General features: G+C 52.0%; 13 protein-coding genes. 4 read left to right on the top strand and 9 right to left on the bottom strand.

Annotation, left to right across the window (positions count from 1 at the left end; translation table 11 throughout):
* The first annotated feature begins 24 nt into the window (after positions 1–24).
* Together ACX1DY_RS30225 and ACX1DY_RS30220 are read left to right on the top strand one after the other, a co-directional pair.
* Positions 25–396: a CidA/LrgA family holin-like protein gene (locus ACX1DY_RS30225; RefSeq protein WP_458967819.1), complete on the top strand. Its 372-nt coding sequence runs from the start codon at positions 25–27 to the stop codon at positions 394–396.
* A complete protein-coding gene (locus ACX1DY_RS30220) occupies positions 393–1,076 on the top strand; it encodes a CidB/LrgB family autolysis modulator (protein ID WP_458967818.1) in 684 nt (227 codons plus the stop codon). The genes ACX1DY_RS30225 and ACX1DY_RS30220 overlap by 4 nt, the downstream gene beginning before the upstream one ends.
* A gap of 67 nt (positions 1,077–1,143) precedes the next feature.
* Here the strand turns inward: ACX1DY_RS30220 and ACX1DY_RS30215 are convergent, their stop codons facing one another.
* Together ACX1DY_RS30215 and ACX1DY_RS30210 are read right to left on the bottom strand one after the other, a co-directional pair.
* Positions 1,144–2,112 (bottom strand): Gfo/Idh/MocA family protein, encoded by a 969-nt coding sequence (locus tag ACX1DY_RS30215; RefSeq protein WP_458967817.1) that lies wholly within the window; start codon positions 2,110–2,112, stop codon positions 1,144–1,146.
* Between the two features lie 269 nt (positions 2,113–2,381).
* Entirely contained in the window at positions 2,382–4,691 is a 2,310-nt protein-coding gene (locus ACX1DY_RS30210; protein ID WP_458967816.1) for a helicase C-terminal domain-containing protein, read from the bottom strand.
* Between the two features lie 250 nt (positions 4,692–4,941).
* On the opposite strand from ACX1DY_RS30210, the gene ACX1DY_RS30205 reads away from it, so the two are divergent.
* A complete protein-coding gene (locus ACX1DY_RS30205) occupies positions 4,942–6,807 on the top strand; it encodes an LTA synthase family protein (protein WP_458967815.1) in 1,866 nt (621 codons plus the stop codon).
* A gap of 67 nt (positions 6,808–6,874) precedes the next feature.
* Here ACX1DY_RS30205 and ACX1DY_RS30200 read toward each other — a convergent pair whose 3' ends face one another.
* Positions 6,875–7,306, bottom strand: coding sequence for a MarR family winged helix-turn-helix transcriptional regulator (locus ACX1DY_RS30200; RefSeq protein ID WP_458967814.1), 432 nt, complete (start codon positions 7,304–7,306; stop codon positions 6,875–6,877).
* Between the two features lie 200 nt (positions 7,307–7,506).
* Here ACX1DY_RS30200 and ACX1DY_RS30195 point away from each other — a divergent pair, with 200 nt between their 5' ends.
* On the top strand, positions 7,507–9,201 hold the full coding sequence (locus ACX1DY_RS30195; protein WP_458967813.1) for a methyl-accepting chemotaxis protein: 1,695 nt from the start codon (positions 7,507–7,509) through the stop codon (positions 9,199–9,201).
* A 73-nt stretch (positions 9,202–9,274) separates the two neighbouring features.
* On the opposite strand, the gene ACX1DY_RS30190 is transcribed toward ACX1DY_RS30195, so the two are convergent.
* The 6 genes from ACX1DY_RS30190 to ACX1DY_RS30165 all read right to left on the bottom strand — a co-directional run bounded on the left by ACX1DY_RS30190 (position 9,275) and on the right by ACX1DY_RS30165 (position 17,997).
* Positions 9,275–10,564, bottom strand: a complete 1,290-nt coding sequence (locus ACX1DY_RS30190; RefSeq protein WP_458967812.1) for an MFS transporter — start codon at positions 10,562–10,564, stop codon at positions 9,275–9,277.
* 243 nt (positions 10,565–10,807) lie between these two features.
* Positions 10,808–12,814 carry a putative bifunctional diguanylate cyclase/phosphodiesterase gene (locus ACX1DY_RS30185; RefSeq protein WP_458967811.1) on the bottom strand — a complete coding sequence of 669 codons (2,007 nt, stop codon included), beginning with the start codon at positions 12,812–12,814 and terminating at the stop codon, positions 10,808–10,810.
* A 233-nt stretch (positions 12,815–13,047) separates the two neighbouring features.
* Positions 13,048–14,709: a hypothetical protein gene (locus ACX1DY_RS30180; protein ID WP_458967810.1), complete on the bottom strand. Its 1,662-nt coding sequence runs from the start codon at positions 14,707–14,709 to the stop codon at positions 13,048–13,050.
* Complete coding sequence (locus tag ACX1DY_RS30175; protein ID WP_458967809.1) at positions 14,702–15,502, bottom strand: ABC transporter ATP-binding protein; 801 nt, start codon at positions 15,500–15,502, stop codon at positions 14,702–14,704. Before ACX1DY_RS30175 ends, ACX1DY_RS30180 begins: the two co-directional genes overlap by 8 nt.
* A 197-nt stretch (positions 15,503–15,699) precedes the next feature.
* On the bottom strand, positions 15,700–16,701 hold the full coding sequence (locus ACX1DY_RS30170; protein ID WP_458967808.1) for a Gfo/Idh/MocA family protein: 1,002 nt from the start codon (positions 16,699–16,701) through the stop codon (positions 15,700–15,702).
* 342 nt (positions 16,702–17,043) lie between these two features.
* Positions 17,044–17,997, bottom strand: a complete 954-nt coding sequence (locus tag ACX1DY_RS30165; RefSeq protein WP_458967807.1) for a 1,4-dihydroxy-2-naphthoate polyprenyltransferase — start codon at positions 17,995–17,997, stop codon at positions 17,044–17,046.
* Positions 17,998–18,117: the final 120 nt, after the last annotated feature.

Raw genomic sequence — 18,117 nt, 5'->3', positions numbered from 1 at the left:
CAGTAATGAAAGGGGCGTAGCCTTATGAAAAAGCTTGGTATAGGCTTGCTGCAGGTAGCCGGACTCACCATATTCTCAATGTTAATCAACTCTTTGACCCCACTACTCCATATTCCCATTCCCGGAAGCATCATCGGCATGATTGTTCTGTTCCTGCTGCTGGAATCCGGTGTCATTCGCCTGAACTGGGTAGAAGTCGGAGCATCCTGGCTGCTCGCCGAGCTGCTGCTGTTCTTTATCCCTTCAGCTATAGGTGTTATGAAATATTCCAGGCTGCTCGAAGCGGATGGCCTTCAAGTGCTGGCGGTTGTGCTGGTCGGTACCTTTGCCGTAATGGCCAGCTCAGGGCTGCTTACGGGAGTTATATTTAAGGTAAAGGAGCGTAGAGGATCATGATAACCGGATTATTGCTGCTTGTACTGACTGTCGCCGTCTATCTGCTGTCCAAACGAATCTATGCTTCCAGTAATAAAATGTACGCTTCCCCGCTCATCATTACGCCGCTGCTGATTATCAGCTTCCTGCTGATGACGGGAATTCCCTATGAATCCTACAATGCGGGAGGCAAATGGCTAACGGATCTGCTGCAGCCGGCAACCATCGCTTTTGCAATCCCTCTTCATAAAAACTTCAAGGTACTCAAAAAGCACGCCGCCGAAATTGCGGCAGGCGTGCTGTCAGGGACGGTAATGGCAGTACTCTCCTCGATGCTGCTGGCCAAATGGATGCATCTCAGCGGCGACCTCGCCACCAGCCTGGTACCTCGTTCGGTAACTACACCGATCGCCATGAGCATCTCGCAAAGCATCGGCGGCGTTCCGAGTATTACGGCAGTTTTCGTAATTCTGACCGGGGTGCTGGGTACGCTGATGGGGCCTTCTGTCCTGCGCCTCTTCCGCATTGACAATGAAATTGCGCGCGGTGTATCGCTGGGAACCGCTGCACACGGTACGGGCACCTCCAAAGCCTTCGAGCTGAGTTCGCTGACCGGCACCATCTCCAGTATCGCGATGATTCTGACGGCGCTGCTGTCCATAGGAGTTGCGCCGGCTCTCCTCGCGGTTTTCCTCCACTAGGCCGCCCCGGCTTGGGCCAATAGACCTGCCAGTTCAGCAGCGCTGAGCCGGCGGGTCTATCTTTTTCTTACAGCTTCACTGGCAGTCCGCTCTGCGCCGAGTCGTACGCTGCACAGGTCACCTTCAGCGTCTTGTAGCCATCTTCATAGTCGCTGAGAATACGCGAACGGTCACCGGTCCGCACCGCATACAGGAACGCTTCGCTCTCAGCGGCGTAAGGATTGCCCGTATTCGCATACTCCTTGCTGTCGCCGCTGCGCACCTCAAGCAACCGCTCCGGGTTCCAGTCCAGCAGGCCATTGTCATTATAGAAGCTCAGACCAACACGCCCTACCTCTCCGGGCAGTACGCAGGTATTCGAAATATTCGCGACAATGCCGTTGTTCAGCTTGAGCGACACAGTACCTACATCCGCCACCGTTACACCCTCATGCTGCTCATGCATGATCCGGTTGCCGAACATGCCATATACCTCCGACACTTCACCGCCAAGATACCGCAGCAAATCAACAATATGCGTCGTCTGCTCCGTAAACTGGCCGCCGGACTGCTCCTGGTTGCGCCACCATGCGACTCCCGGCATACCGCCCATCCATTGTCCGACAATCATTCCCACCTTGTCGCCGCCAAGCGCCTTCTTCAGCCGGGCTATGTTCTCCTGATAACGGAAGTGATAGCCTACAGAGGTCAGCAAATTATGCGCCCTGATGTCCTCCAGCAGACTTGCCGGAATCTCCGTACTTGAGCCCAGCGGCTTTTCAATGAAAAAGGGGATGTCCCTGTGGATCAGCGCACGCTCAATCGCTCCGTGCGATTGAGGAGGTACGCAAATATATACTGCATCCAGCTTGTGAGCATCCAGCATCTCTGTAATTTCGCCATAGCCGGCGGCTCCATAAGGGAGAGCCATCTCCTCCCCTTTTTGCTTGCTGCTTCCGCACACGGCTTGCAACTTCACATCCTCCATTCCCGCCAGCAAATCCGCATGCACCTTGGAGAACCAGCCTGTCCCTACAATCCCTATATTCAGCGTCATCATATTCCCTCCTGTAATATTCGAATGTATGCCTTTTCAAAGATTATACGCTATCAGCCCATAACTGTATAAGTTGAACTTTAGATTTTCATATTAGGTTTTGGTCGTAACTGCGGGGAATGTTTGGACTTCCGGCCGCTGTTATGTTTGGATTTCTCTGATTGAACCACTGATCGCGGTAGAAATCCAAACATAAAGGCGGACGCTACCGCTCCTCCAGTTCCAAACTTCCCCTCCGCACTCCTACCTTTTTTATGATGTTTTTAAGTTCAACTTATTACCAGGTAGTCTCTCCACTCCTCCGGGAGCAGCTCCACATACGGGTGCTGCAGGAAACGGTCATCCGCCAGCACAATTATTCCGTTGTCCTGCTCGCTGCGGATCAGCCTTCCTCCTGCCTGCTGCACCTTGCACATACCCGGGTAGACGTAGGCATAATCAAAGCCATTCTTGCCCTGGGACTGAAAATATTGCCGCAGCAGGTTGCGTTCCAGCCCCACCTGCGGCAAGCCGACACCGACGACCATCACCCCGTTCAGGCGGTCGCCGGGCAAATCCACACCTTCCGAGAAAATCCCGCCGAGCACAGCGAAACCTAGCAGCGTCTTCGGATTGTCCGGCCGGAAGGAGGACAGGAATTCCTCCCGCTCCTGCTCGCTCATCCCGCTTCCCTGGACGAGAGTCGTCACATCTGGATACTTGTCCGTAAACACCTCTAAGACATTCTGCAAATACGCATAAGAAGGAAAAAACACCAGGTAATTGCCCTTCCTTGCAACCATTCCTCCCAGCGCATCGCTTAGCGGAAGGAAGGAATCGGCACGATCGCGGTAACGGGTGGACACCGGAAGCACGGATACCTCCCACTGCTCCTTATGGAAGGGCGAAGGAACGCTCAGGCTGTAATCTTCCTCGGCCGCCCCGATCATGTCCCGGTAGTAGGACATCGGGGATAGCGTTGCAGAGAATAGAATCTGGCTGCGGAAGCCCTTCGCCATTTGCTGCAGCAGGTGGGACGGGTCCAGATTGAACAGCTTCAGCACGACATCCCCCCGCTGGACCTCAGCATAGGTTACATACCGTTCATCATAGGTTTTGAAGGTGCGCAGCATGCCCTGTACCGCATAATAGGTGTCCAGCAGACTGCCCGCCTCTTCCGCATCCGGTGCAATGAGCGTAGAGGGAGGACTAAGCAGCTCCAGCTCCGCCTCAGCGGCGAAGGTCTCCAGCAGCTGAGGCAATTCCGCCGGGTAATCCGGCCAATGTCCTTCTCCTTCTTCGCCGCAGCTTTTGCGCAGGGCGATGAAAAAAGCATTCACCGCTTTGGCGGCTGCGGCAAGGCTGCGGTTCACCGTCTTATACTGCCGCTGCAGCGCCAGGAACGGCGCTTTGGTCAGAGAAGCGGAGTACATTTCCCTGCCCCGGTCCACCAGGTTATGGGCCTCATCCACCAGCAGCACCGTCTTCTTCTTCCGCTCCTCCGGCAGCCGCTTCAGGCTGATCCGGGGATCATAGATATAGTTATAGTCGCAGATGACCATATCGCAGGCATAGGCTGTATCCAGCGAGAACTCAAACGGGCATACCTGATGCTTGCGGGCATACTCCGCAATGATCTCCTGCGTCATCAGCGTTTCATGCGCCAGCATATCCAGCACCGCTTCATTTATCCGGTCATAATACCCTTCGGCAAAAGGGCAGCCGTCCTTTCCGCACAGTCCCTCCTCGCGGAAGCAGGCCTTCTCCTTGGCGGTCAGCGTGATGGCATGCAGATGAAGGCCGCCGGCAATCAGCAGCAGGACCGCCTCCTGCGCCGCAAACCGCGTGACAGTCTTCGCCGTCAGGTAGAAGATGGCCGCCAGCTTGCCCTCACCGAGTGCTTTTACCGCCGGGAAAAGCGTTGACATCGTTTTGCCGATGCCTGTAGGCGCCTGGGCAAACAGATTAACACCCTCCACAGCCGTCTTGTACACGGCTGCGGCGAAATGCCGCTGCCCCTGCCGGTAGGCGGCAAACGGAAAAGCCAGCCCGCGGATGCTCTCCACCCTCCTCCCTTCATGCGCGACCCTCAGCTCCGCATAAGGGGCATATCTTGCCACCGTGTCCATCGCGAAGACCGTAAGCTCCTCTCTGGACACCTGCCTGTACAGACTATGCTGCTCCTCGCTGCCTCTGCGGACGTAGGTAAGCTTGACTTCAATAGAAGGAAGCTCCTGCTCAAGCGTAATCATATAGGCGTACATGAGCGCCTGCGCCCAGTGAACCTCCCGCCCTTCGAAGGTGGAATCCAGAGGCCCGGCTGTAGACTTAATCTCCTCTACAATCAGGCTTCCATCCTCGCGGACAAGCAGGCCGTCACAGCGTCCGTCGATGATGAACAGCAGGCCTTCATAAGGAAGCTCTGTCTTCAGATAGACCTCTTTGCGGTCGCCTTCCTTATATTGCTTCTGAATATGCTGATGGATACGTGTGCCTTCGGCCATTGCCGCACCGCTGCGGAAGCCCGGCTCCAGGCTGCCGCTGCTGAAGGCGTACTCCACCAGCGCCCGCACGGACAACGATACCTCTGCGTACTCCATGTTCCGCCTCCTCCATGTCCACGCCTTTTTTGCAGGCGAGGGGCCATTTTCGTTCTTATAACACTGTATAATCCCTGATCAGGCAGATAATCTCCGCTTCACGCGCTGGCAATTGAATTTACGCCTTCCCCAAAGGTTATACGGCTGTTCTGATTTTTGACATTCCTCACCCAGCGCTGCATAATTAGGTCTATTGATAAGGGTGCAGCCGGGAATTGGTGTGTTTATTTTGCAGAAAGAAGGCGAAGCTGTGTCATCCCCAACATTTAAGAGGTGGCTTTTCAAACCATTCGTATTTTTCTCGATTCTATTTATTTTAAAGAGCTTTTTGGCCTGGGGCGTTATCTTTGGCGAATTGCTTTCCTGGAAAACCCTGTTAACTGAGATTCCTTTTGTCTGGGCCCTGTTTGCCCTGATTGAGAGATTTGCCTCCAAGCGGAAGCTAGGCTATTATATGACGGTCAATTTGCTCGTTACCGCAATCTTTTTTGCCGCCATTATGTACTTTAAGTATTACGGAGTCATCGTCACTTATCATGCGGCGGAGCAGGTGAATCAGGTTACGGCTGTACGCAACAGCGTCTTCTCGCTGATGGACCCGTATTATCTGCTGATCTTTGCCGATATTATCGTTCTGGGCTTCTACTTTTTCTTCAATAAAAAGGGTCGGACCTATAAGAAGGATAACATTAATTACCACCGCGGGAAACTCTCGCACAGTCTTCTGTTCATCGTCTCGCTGGCCCTCTGCCTGTTCAATATCCTGCCCAACAAAGCCAGCATGAATGAGATCAAGAAGGCGCAGGAGATGGGTATTTTGAATTATGAGGCCTACACGATATTTGCGAGTGACAAACCGGAGATCGTGAACGCCAGCGAAATTACGCAGGATACAATCGACAAATTGAAGGGTAAAGACAGTGCCGCTGTCTCCCCGCTTCAGGGCGCCGCCAAAGGCAAGAACCTGATTATTCTTCAATTGGAGTCGTTCCAGAACTTTCTGCTCGGGCTGAAGGTGGACGGACAAGAGATTACGCCGAACCTCAACCGCCTGATGAAGAGCAGCATGTACTTTCCTAACTTCTATCAGATGGTCGGGCAAGGGAATACATCGGACGCCGAGTTCGTAGTCAACTCCTCCTTCTACATTCCGCCTCAGGGCGCGGCAACGATGTCCTATGTCGACAAAGAGCTGCCAAGTTTGCCAAGACTGCTGCAGAATAGCGGCTACCAGACAGCAACCTTCCACACCAATGATGTGGAGTTCTGGAACCGTGGGGAGCTGTACAACGCGCTTGGCTGGGAGAAATATTATGATCATAAGTTTTTTGGCGACGAGGATACTTTTTTCTTCGGCCCTTCGGATGAAGTGCTCTACCGCAAAACCGCAGATAAGCTGAAGGAAATGGATGCAGACAGCAAGCCTTTCTACGCCCAGGTTATTTCGATGTCTGCCCATCATCCGTTTACCATTCCTGCGGAAAAATACAAGATGAAGCTGCCGGAGCGGTATGAAGGCACGTTCGTCGGTGACTATATCCGTGCCCAGAACTATGCCGACTATGCGTTCGGACAGTTCGTGGATGAGCTTAAGGCGAATGGAATATGGGACGACAGCCTGATCATGGTCTACGGAGACCATATGGGATTGCCGATTTATTCGCTGGACCATGATGACAAGGAATTAATGACGGAAATCTACGGGCATGATTATGAATATGCCGATATGCTCAATATCCCGCTGATCATTCATGCAGAGGGTGCCATTTCGCCGCAGACGGTGGATCATGTTGGAGGCGAAGTGGATATTATGCCTACTGCAGCCAGTCTGCTGGGTGTATCAATGGACAACAATATTCATTTTGGCCAGGACCTGCTGAGCCAGTCTTACAATCTGCTGCCGCAGCGGTACTATCTGCCAACCGGCTCCTTTATCGCCAGCTCCGGGCTGCTGATTCCCGGCAACAGCTTCGAGGATAATACCCAGTTCACTCTTGCAACCGGCGGCAAGGCACCTGCTGGAACCGAGGATGAATACAACCGCGCTTTGCGATTGCGCCAGCTCTCGAACAGCTATGTTATGCAGCTTCCGGATAGAGTGAAAAAAGCAGAATAAACTATACGTATAAAAAGCCGCGTTCCGGATTTACGGAGCGCGGCTTTTATTGTTCAAGCTGCTGCTGTCAACGTTCCTGCTTCTCAAGCATCAAATAATAGTCGGCAAGGTTTTGCAGCTCTTCCGGCTTCAGGATTGATAAATGCTCGGTGAGCAACAGCAGCGAGCGGTATTTCGCTTCTTCAAGCACACTCTGACCCTTCGTGGTGAGGGTGACAATTACGGCCCTCCGGTCATTCTCATCCGGCTCACGCGCACTGAGGCCCAGCAGCTCAAGACGGTCCAGCATTACCGTAACTGCACTGGATTTGACCTCCAGCTTGTCAGCCAGTTGAATGACGCGCGCGTTTCTCTCCTGGGCGATCATCCGCAGCAGTCCGAATTGCGGCACGGTAAGGCCGATTTCCTTATGCAGGGACATCTGCGACGCAATTTTGCGTTGAACCTTCCACATGGATACTCCTAGCTGCTCTACGAGCGGATCAATTTGTTGCGACATCCCTTTCAGCTCCCAGTCCGTTTATCCTATTCCAAGCGTACCATTACCACAGGCCATGATTCAATCCTTTCGTAGCCCATTCGACACAAAATTACTATATTCTTGCTAATACTCTACTATCAGTCATGATATATAATCGTAGCAGCAGTGATAGCAGATATCACTGAAAACAATAAGAGTCAGGGCTGGTGATGCAAATAATGAAGTTGGCTACAAAATTAACCTGGATGATGCTCGTCGTGTTGCTTCTTGTCGGGTCCTCCATTGGATTCTTCGGATACCGCACTGCGTATCATCAAGTGGATGAAGCTGCCGGGATCGAATTGGTAGGCTGCGCCAATATTACGACCGGTCTCGTTGATCCCGCTGATATATCAGCACTCGCCGGCGGAGATAACAGCAAGGTTGCCGCCGTTGAAGACCAGATTGGCTGGATCGTGGGGCATAAGCCTATTTTTAAAGAGGCCTTTATTCTGTCTCTGGATGGAAAAATACTCGCTGCTGATGCCAACCTGAAGAAAAGAGGCTACAAAGCAGGGGATTCCTTCTACTTCACGGATGAAGACAAAAAAATGATAACTACCATGAAGCATTCCGCATATTCCAAGGTTTATACATACCAAGGAATCTCGCTCAAAACCGGATACGGCCCCATTTACCAGGATCATGATCCCACAAAACCAATTATTGCCTTGATGGCTATCAATTTTGACGGCCCGTTAATCAAGGAACGGACGATGGATATCATAGTTCAGCCATTCATTATTGGCGCCTCCATCCTGGTCATGGCGATCCTTGCCGCCTATCTGTTGATTCGCCGGATGGTAAGTCCGCTGACCAAGCTGTCAAGCTCAGTGAACACCGTTGCCAAGGGAGATCTTACCCGCGATCCGCTGCTCTTCACAAGCAAGGATGAGATCGGGACACTGGCACGCGACATTGGCGCGATGACGCTGAATCTGCGCAACCTGATTACCCAGGTCAATGATACCTCTATGCTGGTCGCCTCTTCGTCCCAGGAGCTGTCCGCCAGCGCCCAGGAAACGAACCGGGCCGGGGAGCATAGTGTGAATATTACCATTGAGCTGGCAGATGGCGCGAACACCCAACTGCATGACCTTGAGGGAAGCTTTAAGGCTGTACAGGATATGTCACGCTTTATCACCGAGATAGCCGGCAACGCGGACAGCGCAATGAACAAGGCTGCAGACAATGCCCAAAAAGCCCGCTCCGGCCGGGAGTCGATGGAATCCACCACCTCTCAAATGGGCGTTGTGGGCGGAAGCATCGACGACCTATCAGCCATCATTGAAACGCTGGGCAGCCACTCCAAAGAAATCGAGAATATTATCGGTACGATAACCAGTATCGCGGAAGAGACCAATCTGCTGGCGCTGAATGCTGCTATTGAAGCTGCGCGCGCCGGAGAGGAAGGCCGGGGCTTTGCCGTTGTCGCTAACTCCATTCGCAAGCTCGCAGAGCGTTCTTCTGCATCGGCAAGACAAATTGGCGAATTGGTAAGTCTGATTATTACCCAGATGGACAAGGCCGGGGAAACGATGCTGCATTCCTCCCATGAGATGCAGCAGGGTCAGGAAATGATCAAGTCTGCCGGTCATTCCTTCTCCGAGATTGAGCTTTCCGTCTCCGACATGTCTGCACAAAGCCAGCAGATTTCGGCAACGGTCCGCGAGCTTGCACTGATCTCGGAAGGACTCGTTGAAGCGATCCAGAAGATTGTTGCTATCTCTAACCAGACGGCTGACGGCGCCGCGACACTCTCCGCCTCCTCACAGGAGCAGCTTGCTGCAATGGAGGAAGTCGAATCCTCCGCTGCCTTCCTCTCCTCACTAGCGGAGAAACTGCAGGTTGTTGTGGAGAACTTCAAGATCTAAGGTTTCTAGCCAGCGGTCATTTGTCCGCTGGCTTCTCTTTTCATACCAAGGCTTCTCAAGCCTCAAGTAAACCTCAGCTTTTTATCCCCGCATCCATAACGGTTGGATGATCCACTTGCTCTTTTTCCTGAAAACCCCTCCGATAGAACCACCCGACCAAGACAGCAATTGTCGTCATGGCCGCAGCCAGCAGATACACCTGGACCATTCCAAAGCGGTCTGCATACCAACCCAAGAATAACAAAGATAAACCAAAGGCAAGGTTCGTAAGCACATCAATTCCTGCCATCACTTTTGGGAGCACGGCAGCCGGAACGCTAGTTTGCAGCAAAGTACGGCGAATAATTCCAGCCATTTGCACCGGTAAACCTGAAACGGCAAAAAGAACAAGCGCAGCGACCGGTATCGTATTGAGAGCAAACACTGCTGTAATCAGCACATACACGAACAAGGCTCCCAGCATGTACAAATAACTGTTCTTTTGCAGCCGTTTGACCAAGCCAACAACAAGCAGCCCGCCCAGAATAGTACCGGAGAAAAAGGAGGCATTCATAAACCCCCACCAGCTTGCATCCTTATGCAGCACCTGAGTTACATACGCCAGAATAAATGCACCAAGCCAGGAGGTTCCCCCAATGGTGTCTATACTGTCCACGATCATTAGGGAACGAATGCGGCGGTTATTCCAAATGATCCGCCACCCTTCCCCAAGCTCTTTCCAATGAGAGCCCTTTGATTCGGCTGCTGCCGGACGTTCAGCGGGGATTGGAGATTCGGAGCCTGATTCCTGTTGATCCAGCGGATCACGAATGAATGAGGTGACAGTTGCCGCCAGCATATAACAGCAGGATGCGATCAATAGCGTATTCAGTGAACCGATCCAGGCTACAATAATCCCGCTGAGTGCCCATCCTGCACATTTAACTACTTGATCACTAACTGCCACCAAACCATTCGCACGCATGAGTCCCTCACCGGTTGCCAAGCGGGGGACAAGCGCATTTCGTGCCGGGTTAGTCCAGCCATCCAGAAATGACATGCCAAACACCATTATAAAAATGAGAGGAGACGCCCCTTGCCCAGGCGCGGTCCGCAAGTAAAGAAGCAGCAGTGTAAAAATGACAAACTGACCAAGCTGGGAGAACAGCAAAATCCGCGTGAGCCTGAACCGGCTGAGAATTATAGGTGCAACCAGCCCGCTAACCACTTGGGCAGACAACCGGAACAACGGAATTAAAGTGGTCTGCAATAGAGAATTGCTTGAGCTGAACACCAATACCGTTATACTCAAAATGTAGATAATATCTGCTATATTCGAGATCGTCTGAGACCCCCACAGATAATAAAAAGACCGCTTGATCAAAAAAATTCACCCTTCCTTTTCCATAGCCGATTTTCGAATTCCTTTATATGTCAAGTGTATACATTCTATACACACCCTTAAATTTCCTCTTTTTAATTATAAAGGAAATTCAATTGCCAATAACCAACAACCCATTTGCTTCTTACGAACTCAGGAAAAGTCCTCAGCCAGACAAGAAAAAACGGCTACATCGTCCATAACCGGACGGTGTAGCCGTTTTGAATGTATATATATGTATCCAAATTACGCCGTATTCTCGCTGAACCATTGGCCCAGCTCGCTGACAGGCATCGGCCTGCCGTAATAAAAGCCTTGCATCACCCGGCAGCCCAGAGATTGCAGCAGTTCAATCTGTTCCGTCGTTTCCACGCCTTCGGCGACAACCTCCATGTTGAGATTGCTGGCAATGGCGATGATATTGCTGATAATCGCTTTTTTGGAGTGCATCTTGCTCTTGCGGATGAACACCTGGTCAATCTTCAGCGTATTCACCGGGATTTCATCCAGATTGCCGAGCGAAGAGAAGCCGGTCCCGAAGTCATCCAGCGACACCCGGACCCCAAGGTTCCGCAGCTTGGAGAGCTGGGCCACCGTCTCTTCCATATTATTCATCGCAATGGACTCCGTAATCTCCAGTTCGAGGAAATGCGGCTCCAGGCCAGAGCGCACAAGCGCTTCCTCAACCACATCGCAGAGACTGCCGCCATCGAACATGCGGGCCGACATGTTGATGGAGACGGCAACACTCGCCACCTTCGCCTTATGCCAGAGCATATTCTGGCCGCACACATCATGCAGCATCCAATAGGTAATCGGTACGATCAGTCCGGTCTCCTCGGCAATGGGGATGAATTCAGCCGGGGAAATAATTCCGTGCTCCGGATGTCTCCAGCGCAGCAGCGCTTCAAGTCCAACCGTCACATTCATCAGCGAATCCCATTTGGGCTGGTAGACAACCATGAATTCCGAACGGGCCAGCGCTTTGCGCAGATCCTTCTCCAGCGACATCCGGCGAAGCTGGTGGCGGTTCATTTCCTGATCGAAGATGCTGAATTTATTCTTGCCGGAATCCTTGGAGGTATAGAGTGCAGTGTCTGCCGCCTTCATCAGCGCAGAGCGGTCTGTCCCATGCAATGGATTCATGCTGATTCCGACGCTTGCCGTAATATACAGCTCGTTGCCTACAATACTGTAGGGCTTCTTCACTTCCTGCAAAATATGCTGCGCCGCTTCCTGGGCTTCCTCTACGGTACTCTCAGGCAGGGCAATTAGAAATTCGTCGCCGCCCAGCCGGAAAACCTTCCCCTTCGTGCCGATGCAGCCTCTCAAGCGTTCGGCCACCTCCTGCAGCAGCATATCGCCGATGTCATGGCCCAGCGTGTCGTTGATCGACTTAAAGCGGTCCAGATCGACAAAAAACACCGCACCCGAGCTGCTGCCGAAAAATTCTTCCTTGAAATACCGCTCAAGCCCATGCCGGTTCGGCAGCTCCGTGAGCGGATCATTGTATGCCATCCGCTCCAGCAGATGCCGGTCCAGGAAGACCGCGCCGCCGGACACAGCAAGCATTAGCAGCGTTACAAGTGAAACCCCCGTCAGCAGAATAACATCCGTATCTACCTGAAAATGCTTTGTAGCGAGCCAGCTTTCGTAAGCTATATGGCTTGTTCTCAGACTGATATAATGCATCCCGGTGACTGCTAGCCCGATGAACATCGCCGAATACAGCTTCCAGCGGCTGAAGCCGGTATAATCCTTGAACTTACGGAGCAGAAGCACTCCAACGTACGAGGCTGAAAAAGCAACCATAATGGACAGCACCTGGGTTGCAGACTCATAATGGATCTTCGCTTCCATCTTCATGGAGGACATTCCAACATAATGCATGGCGGCAATGCCGCTGCCGAGAATAAGCCCGCTGGCTATGAGCCCCACCCTTTGACGGAGGACAGCAGCGATCCACAGCGACAAATAGCAGGCAAGCATGATGAGCAGCAGTGACGACACAGCCCGGCCCAGGTCATAGCTGACCTTGAAGGGCAGATGCAGCGCCATGATTCCCACGAAATGTATCGCCCATATCCCGCAGCCAAGCACACAGGCGCCGGACAGCAGCCAAATGAGTCTTGCTCTGCCTGTGGAATGGGAGATTTGTGAAATCAGACTCAGTGCCGAATAAGCTGCCGCTGCCGAGAGCACAAAAGATAGTAAAACAATCCAGATATTATAGTGGATTCCCATTTGATCCATAGTCGACCTCTTCACCGGTTAAATTATCATAGTCGCTGCTGTATGTTTCTCAAGTAACTATCAATATACGAATATCAGATAAATGGAAGAGTGCATAAAGATAATATAGGCCATCCCTGAAAGTTAACTGTAGGTGTATTCTACCTTGTATTTGGCAGGCTGTCTAAGTAAATACTGGAACTAGGACCCCTTTTTTAAGGTAGGCAAAAAATGTCCATATTTGCATGTCGGCTTCAGGCGCGAAGGGTTGGAATTTGTCCGGATTGAGAAGCGCTGCCGGGGAAGCTTTTGCGCCAAATCCACCAATTTGCAGCTACCAGAATTACCAGATAGATGTAAACTCCGGAAGGAAACAGGGTAATTGCAAAATGCAGCCCGCCCAGTCCTATCAAGATGAATAACAGAGCGAAGGCGCCTCCCTGAAAGTCCTTCTGCTTCGCGGCCTCATATTTCTCCGAGAAAGGCAACGCTTGCGGCAGCACACGGAAGCATATCACCGGATACAGCAGCAATACCAGCAGTACAGCAACCAGATCCGGCAGAATGCGTATACCGAACAGCCAGATAAATATTGCCGCTTCCAGGACAAACAGTGGGAGCAGGAGCCGCAGCACCGCAGCCTTGAGCATTCCACGGTATACCGGAGCCGTTCCGGGCAGCGGGATGGTTCTGTAAATCCACGCTCCTTTGTAGCTTGCGGAGTAACGCAGCATTTGCACTACAGTCATCATCAGCATCCCGCTGAAATAAATGAACAGATAGGCTCTGGAGTCCTTCAGCGATGCCAGATCCCCGCTCCATACCTGGTTGAATATGAAGATGAACGGCAGCACTAAGGATAAGCCAATAGTCGGGTATACCTTCAGCTTGAAATCCCGTTCATTCCTCATCATCGACCAGGTGAACCGGAAGAACATAGCCTCTGCCTTGTTCCGGCAAAAGAGCTCTGACAGCCTGCTGGCTACACGGCCGCTGTCTTTGCCGGCAGCCCCTTGCTCCGCCAGCTTCTGCAGATTCCGCTCGAACACCGGCATCAGCTTAATATAAGCGAGCAGCAGCAGCACCGGGACTGCGAGAGCCAGCACCGCAAGCACGATGAGCTCCGTTCCCCTGCTTCCGCCCACCAGCACCTCAAACGGAGCGGCGAACCACACAGGAGCTACGAAGTATTGCCACCAGGCGGGCTGGAACGTACCCACCATATCCGTAGTGTTGAAGAGACGCGGAACCAGTTGATAGCCTACTACAATTCCAACGGATAGAATAATTTGAATATAGTTGATGATGTCCTTAAGCTTTTCCCCGTCAAAAATTCTTAAGATCAACAGATAGAGCAGCGCAGTGACCACCAGTATAAAGCAGTCCATAAGCAGAACTCCCGCCGCATAGATCAGAAAGAACAGCACCCCTTGCTTAAACAAAGAAACCGCCAGCGAGGGCCCCATAAAGGTCAGCGTTAAGGTAAGCAGATAAATGAGAATATGGATGATCTTGGCCATGTTCAGCGTCCGGCGGTCAACGGGCTTGGAGAACAGGATGTTCTTGTCCCGCAAATCGAGCATGACCGACGAGAAATCGGAAATCAGGGTGGTCGCGATCATAAACATCGAAATGGCAAACACCGTGCTCATCATCAGCATATAATTGCCGTCAGGTATGATGAACAGGATCAGCATTAGTCCGAACAATAAATAGATCCACTGTATCCGCAGCGGCGAGCCTTCGGTTCCCTGATTATTTTTCTGTGCGCCGCTGGAGAGCACTGTCGGTGTCCGCCTTCCGTCCATCGTCAGCTTGACCTGAAGAATGCTGCGCAGCATCTCATAGTTCACGCCGGCTCTCCTGAACCCGCCCTTCATCCGGTCAAGCAGCTTCAGTATATAAAAATCATTCATGCGGAGCACCTTCTCCAATGACCGCAACAAACTCGCCCGCAATATCCCGGTATTTATCGAATCCGGTCAACTGATTAAATATCTCCTCAAGCGACCCTTCCCGGCTTCTCTCCTGAAGCTGCGCAAAGCTTCCGTCCGCCACAATATCCCCGCCGCTGAGCAGAATGATCCGGCTGCTGATCTTCTCCACGACGTCCATAATATGCGAGGAATAAAAGATCGTTTTGCCCTGCGCCGCAAGGGAGGCGAAGATTTCCTTCACTACCATGACACTATTGGCATCGAGTCCGCTAAGCGGCTCATCCAGGAACAGAATATCGGGATCATGCAGCATGCTGGAGATCAGGAGCACCTTTTGCTTCATCCCTTTGGAATAGGAGGCGATACGCATATCATAGGCTTTGTCGAGATTCAGCAGCGTCATCAGCTTCTCAGCTTTGGCATCAGCTTCACTGCGCTTCATGCCGTACAGCTCGCCAATAAACGTAAGATACTCTCTCGCGGTCAGGCTATCATACAGCTCGGCAATCTCAGGTACATAACCGATTCTTCGCTTGTAAGCGGTATCTCCATCGGCAATATCCCTGCCAAAAATCCTCACCGTGCCAGTATAGCCCTCCACCAGCCCCAGCATGATCTTCACCGTAGTGCTCTTGCCTGCGCCATTGGGACCGATATAGCCGATAATCTGTCCTCTGTATACTTCGAGGTCAATCCCCCGCAGCACCATCCGGTCGCTGTAATTCATCCATAAACCGGAAATCGAAATGACCGGCTCTTCTGCAAGGCCCATTATTAAATCTCCTTTCAGACTCCGTTATGTACTTCCAGACATATACACTTTAATTCAATTCCTATTCTAACAAATTTTACATCGTTCACCTATTAGGAATTGCTACAAACCTCGCCTGATTCAGAACCCATGAAATCAAAAAAAAGCAGCCCAAAGGCCGCTAAATGTAGAATCCTGTATTCGTATAGAATGGAGTGCTATCGCTGCTTCAAGCTGATCCGTTGCCGCTGACGCGCAGACTTAAGACAGGTCTCAATCAGTGTCATATTTAGTACCGGATCATCGGCGGCAACGACCGGTTCCGCTCCGAAGACGGCAGCGGCAAAATCGTCGGCCTGACGGACATAAGGATTGGCGCCCGTTGCTTCTACCCGCTTCACCTTCCCGCCGGTATGCACGTAAAACGCGGCATCCTCGAATCTGGCATTGAACGGCATCGGAATCTCGATCCGGCCTTCGGTCCCAAGCACCTCCAGCAGTTGGCGGTTGTAGGCCCACATGCCGCAGTCGAAGATCAGGCTGACGCCGCCGGGGAATTCGACCAGACCGGAGGCCATCATGTCCACATGATCATGCTCCGGGGAGAAAATCGCCTGCACGGTTGCCGCTTCCGGTTCTGCCCCGAACAACAGCCGCGCCGCGCTGAGCGGATAGCAGCCGACATCGTACAGAGACCCTCCGCCCCACGCCGACTTGAAGCGGATATTGGAGGTGTCTTCGGCATCGTTGTAGGTAAACGTTCCGCGAATGGACCGCAAATCGCCGATATCGCCCCTCTTAATGATCTCCCGCAGCTCGGCAATCCGCGGATGATGCCGGTACATATAAGCCTCAGCCAGATGAACGCCTGCTTTCCGGCAGGCTTCGACCATCTCCGCAGCCTCGTGGCTGCTAAGGGCAATCGGCTTCTCGCACAGCACATGCTTGCCTGCTTCCGCCGCGCGGATCGCCCATTCACGGTGCAGATGATTCGGAAGCGGAATATATACCGCATCAATGTCCGGGTCTGCAAGCAGCTCCTCATAGCTGCCGTAAGCCTTCTCTATGCCGAATTCTCGGGCAACGGCGCTGCTCTTGTCCAGCCCCCGGCTGGCCACTGCCCCGATGATCCCGGTCTCTGATTCCTGAATGGCTGGCATGACCGAGTTTGTTGCAATCTGCGCACATCCCATGATTCCCCAGCGAAGCTTTTGCGTCATCAGAGAATACCCTCCCTTGTCATAGATTCTCCTGCCTGCATCTATATAGATTGAACTTGAAAAATTAACAAAAAGGGAAGAGTGATGGAGGGGAAGTTTGGAACTGTAGGAGCGAATGCGTCCGCCTGAGAGCTTTCCGTAGGAAAGCTGGCCGTATGATTAGGCTATGTTTGGATTTCTACCGTGAATAACGGTTTAAATCAAGAAATCCAAACATAACAGCGGCCGGAAGTCCAAACATTCCACGCAATCACGGCCAAATCCCAAATAGAAAATCCTTAGTTCAGTCTATATAGTGAAACAATATCATAGAACCCGGCATATCTCTATCAAGTGCAAGAGTTACATCAGCGCATTCAATAGAACTGCCGCACCCAGCACGCCAATCCGGGCGGCGCTCATCAGCACAAAATTTTTGACGGACAGGATGAAGGTTGCCGCCTTCTCCTGCTTCTCATAGAAGCGCGCAATGTTGCGGCGGAGGGGAATCAGCGTCAGCAGCAGCAGAGCCACCAGAACAGGATTCACGCCCAGCAGCAGCAGGACGGCAAGATCGGCAAAAGAGACATAATAGAGCAGCTTGAACAGCAGCAGGGCGTTCCCACGTCCGATATACACGGGCAGCGTGTACCGGCGGTTCTCCATATCATCCTCAATGTCGCAAATATTGTTAGCCAGCATTATCCCGGCAATGCCGAGAATGGCCGGCACCGAGAACCAGAAGAGATACAGCACCTCCAGAAGGTTGATATGCAGACTAATCCAGCCCTCTGACAGCAGCAGCGTCACCACACTTTGATCCGAATGAATGTAGGCCGAGATAAAGATAATGACAAAACCCATGAACAGCCCGGAGAACAGCTCACCGAGCGGCATCCGCGAGATGGGGATTGGTCCGAACGAATAGAGAATACCAATCAGGAAGGACAAGCCGCCCAGCAGGAACACAAGCAGCCCCGTCTCAGCAACAAGCGCGATCCCCCCGCCCACCGCAAGCACCAGCAGGATGGCAATCGTTGCGACCACCGTGCGTTCTTTGAGCTTGTAATGAACGATGGCATTATGCGTTTCATAGCCGTAACCGTGGGTTTTGGCCGCTTTTTTGAAATCGTAATAGTTATTGATTGCCGTTGTCGCCATGTCGAAGCTCAGCAGGGACACGAACATCAGCGCAAAACGCAGGATATAGAAATCCTCGAACCGGTACAAGGCATACAATGTCCCCAGCAGAAAAGGCAGCATGCTCGCCACCTTCGTCGGCAATTCAACCAGCCTTAAAAAGCTTTTTACATTCATATCTGCTCATCCTATCTGTCAAGTTAACACGTCTATACTACGGTAACTCTATCAATTATTGCTGCAAAACTCTACAATGTCGATTATTATACATCAAATTTCGACACTTTAGGCAGAAAT

It is taken from the genome of Paenibacillus sp. BAC0078 (genome assembly GCF_054483875.1).
Note: the sequence above shows the minus strand (reverse complement) of the source record. Positions and strands in the feature narration are given on the sequence as shown.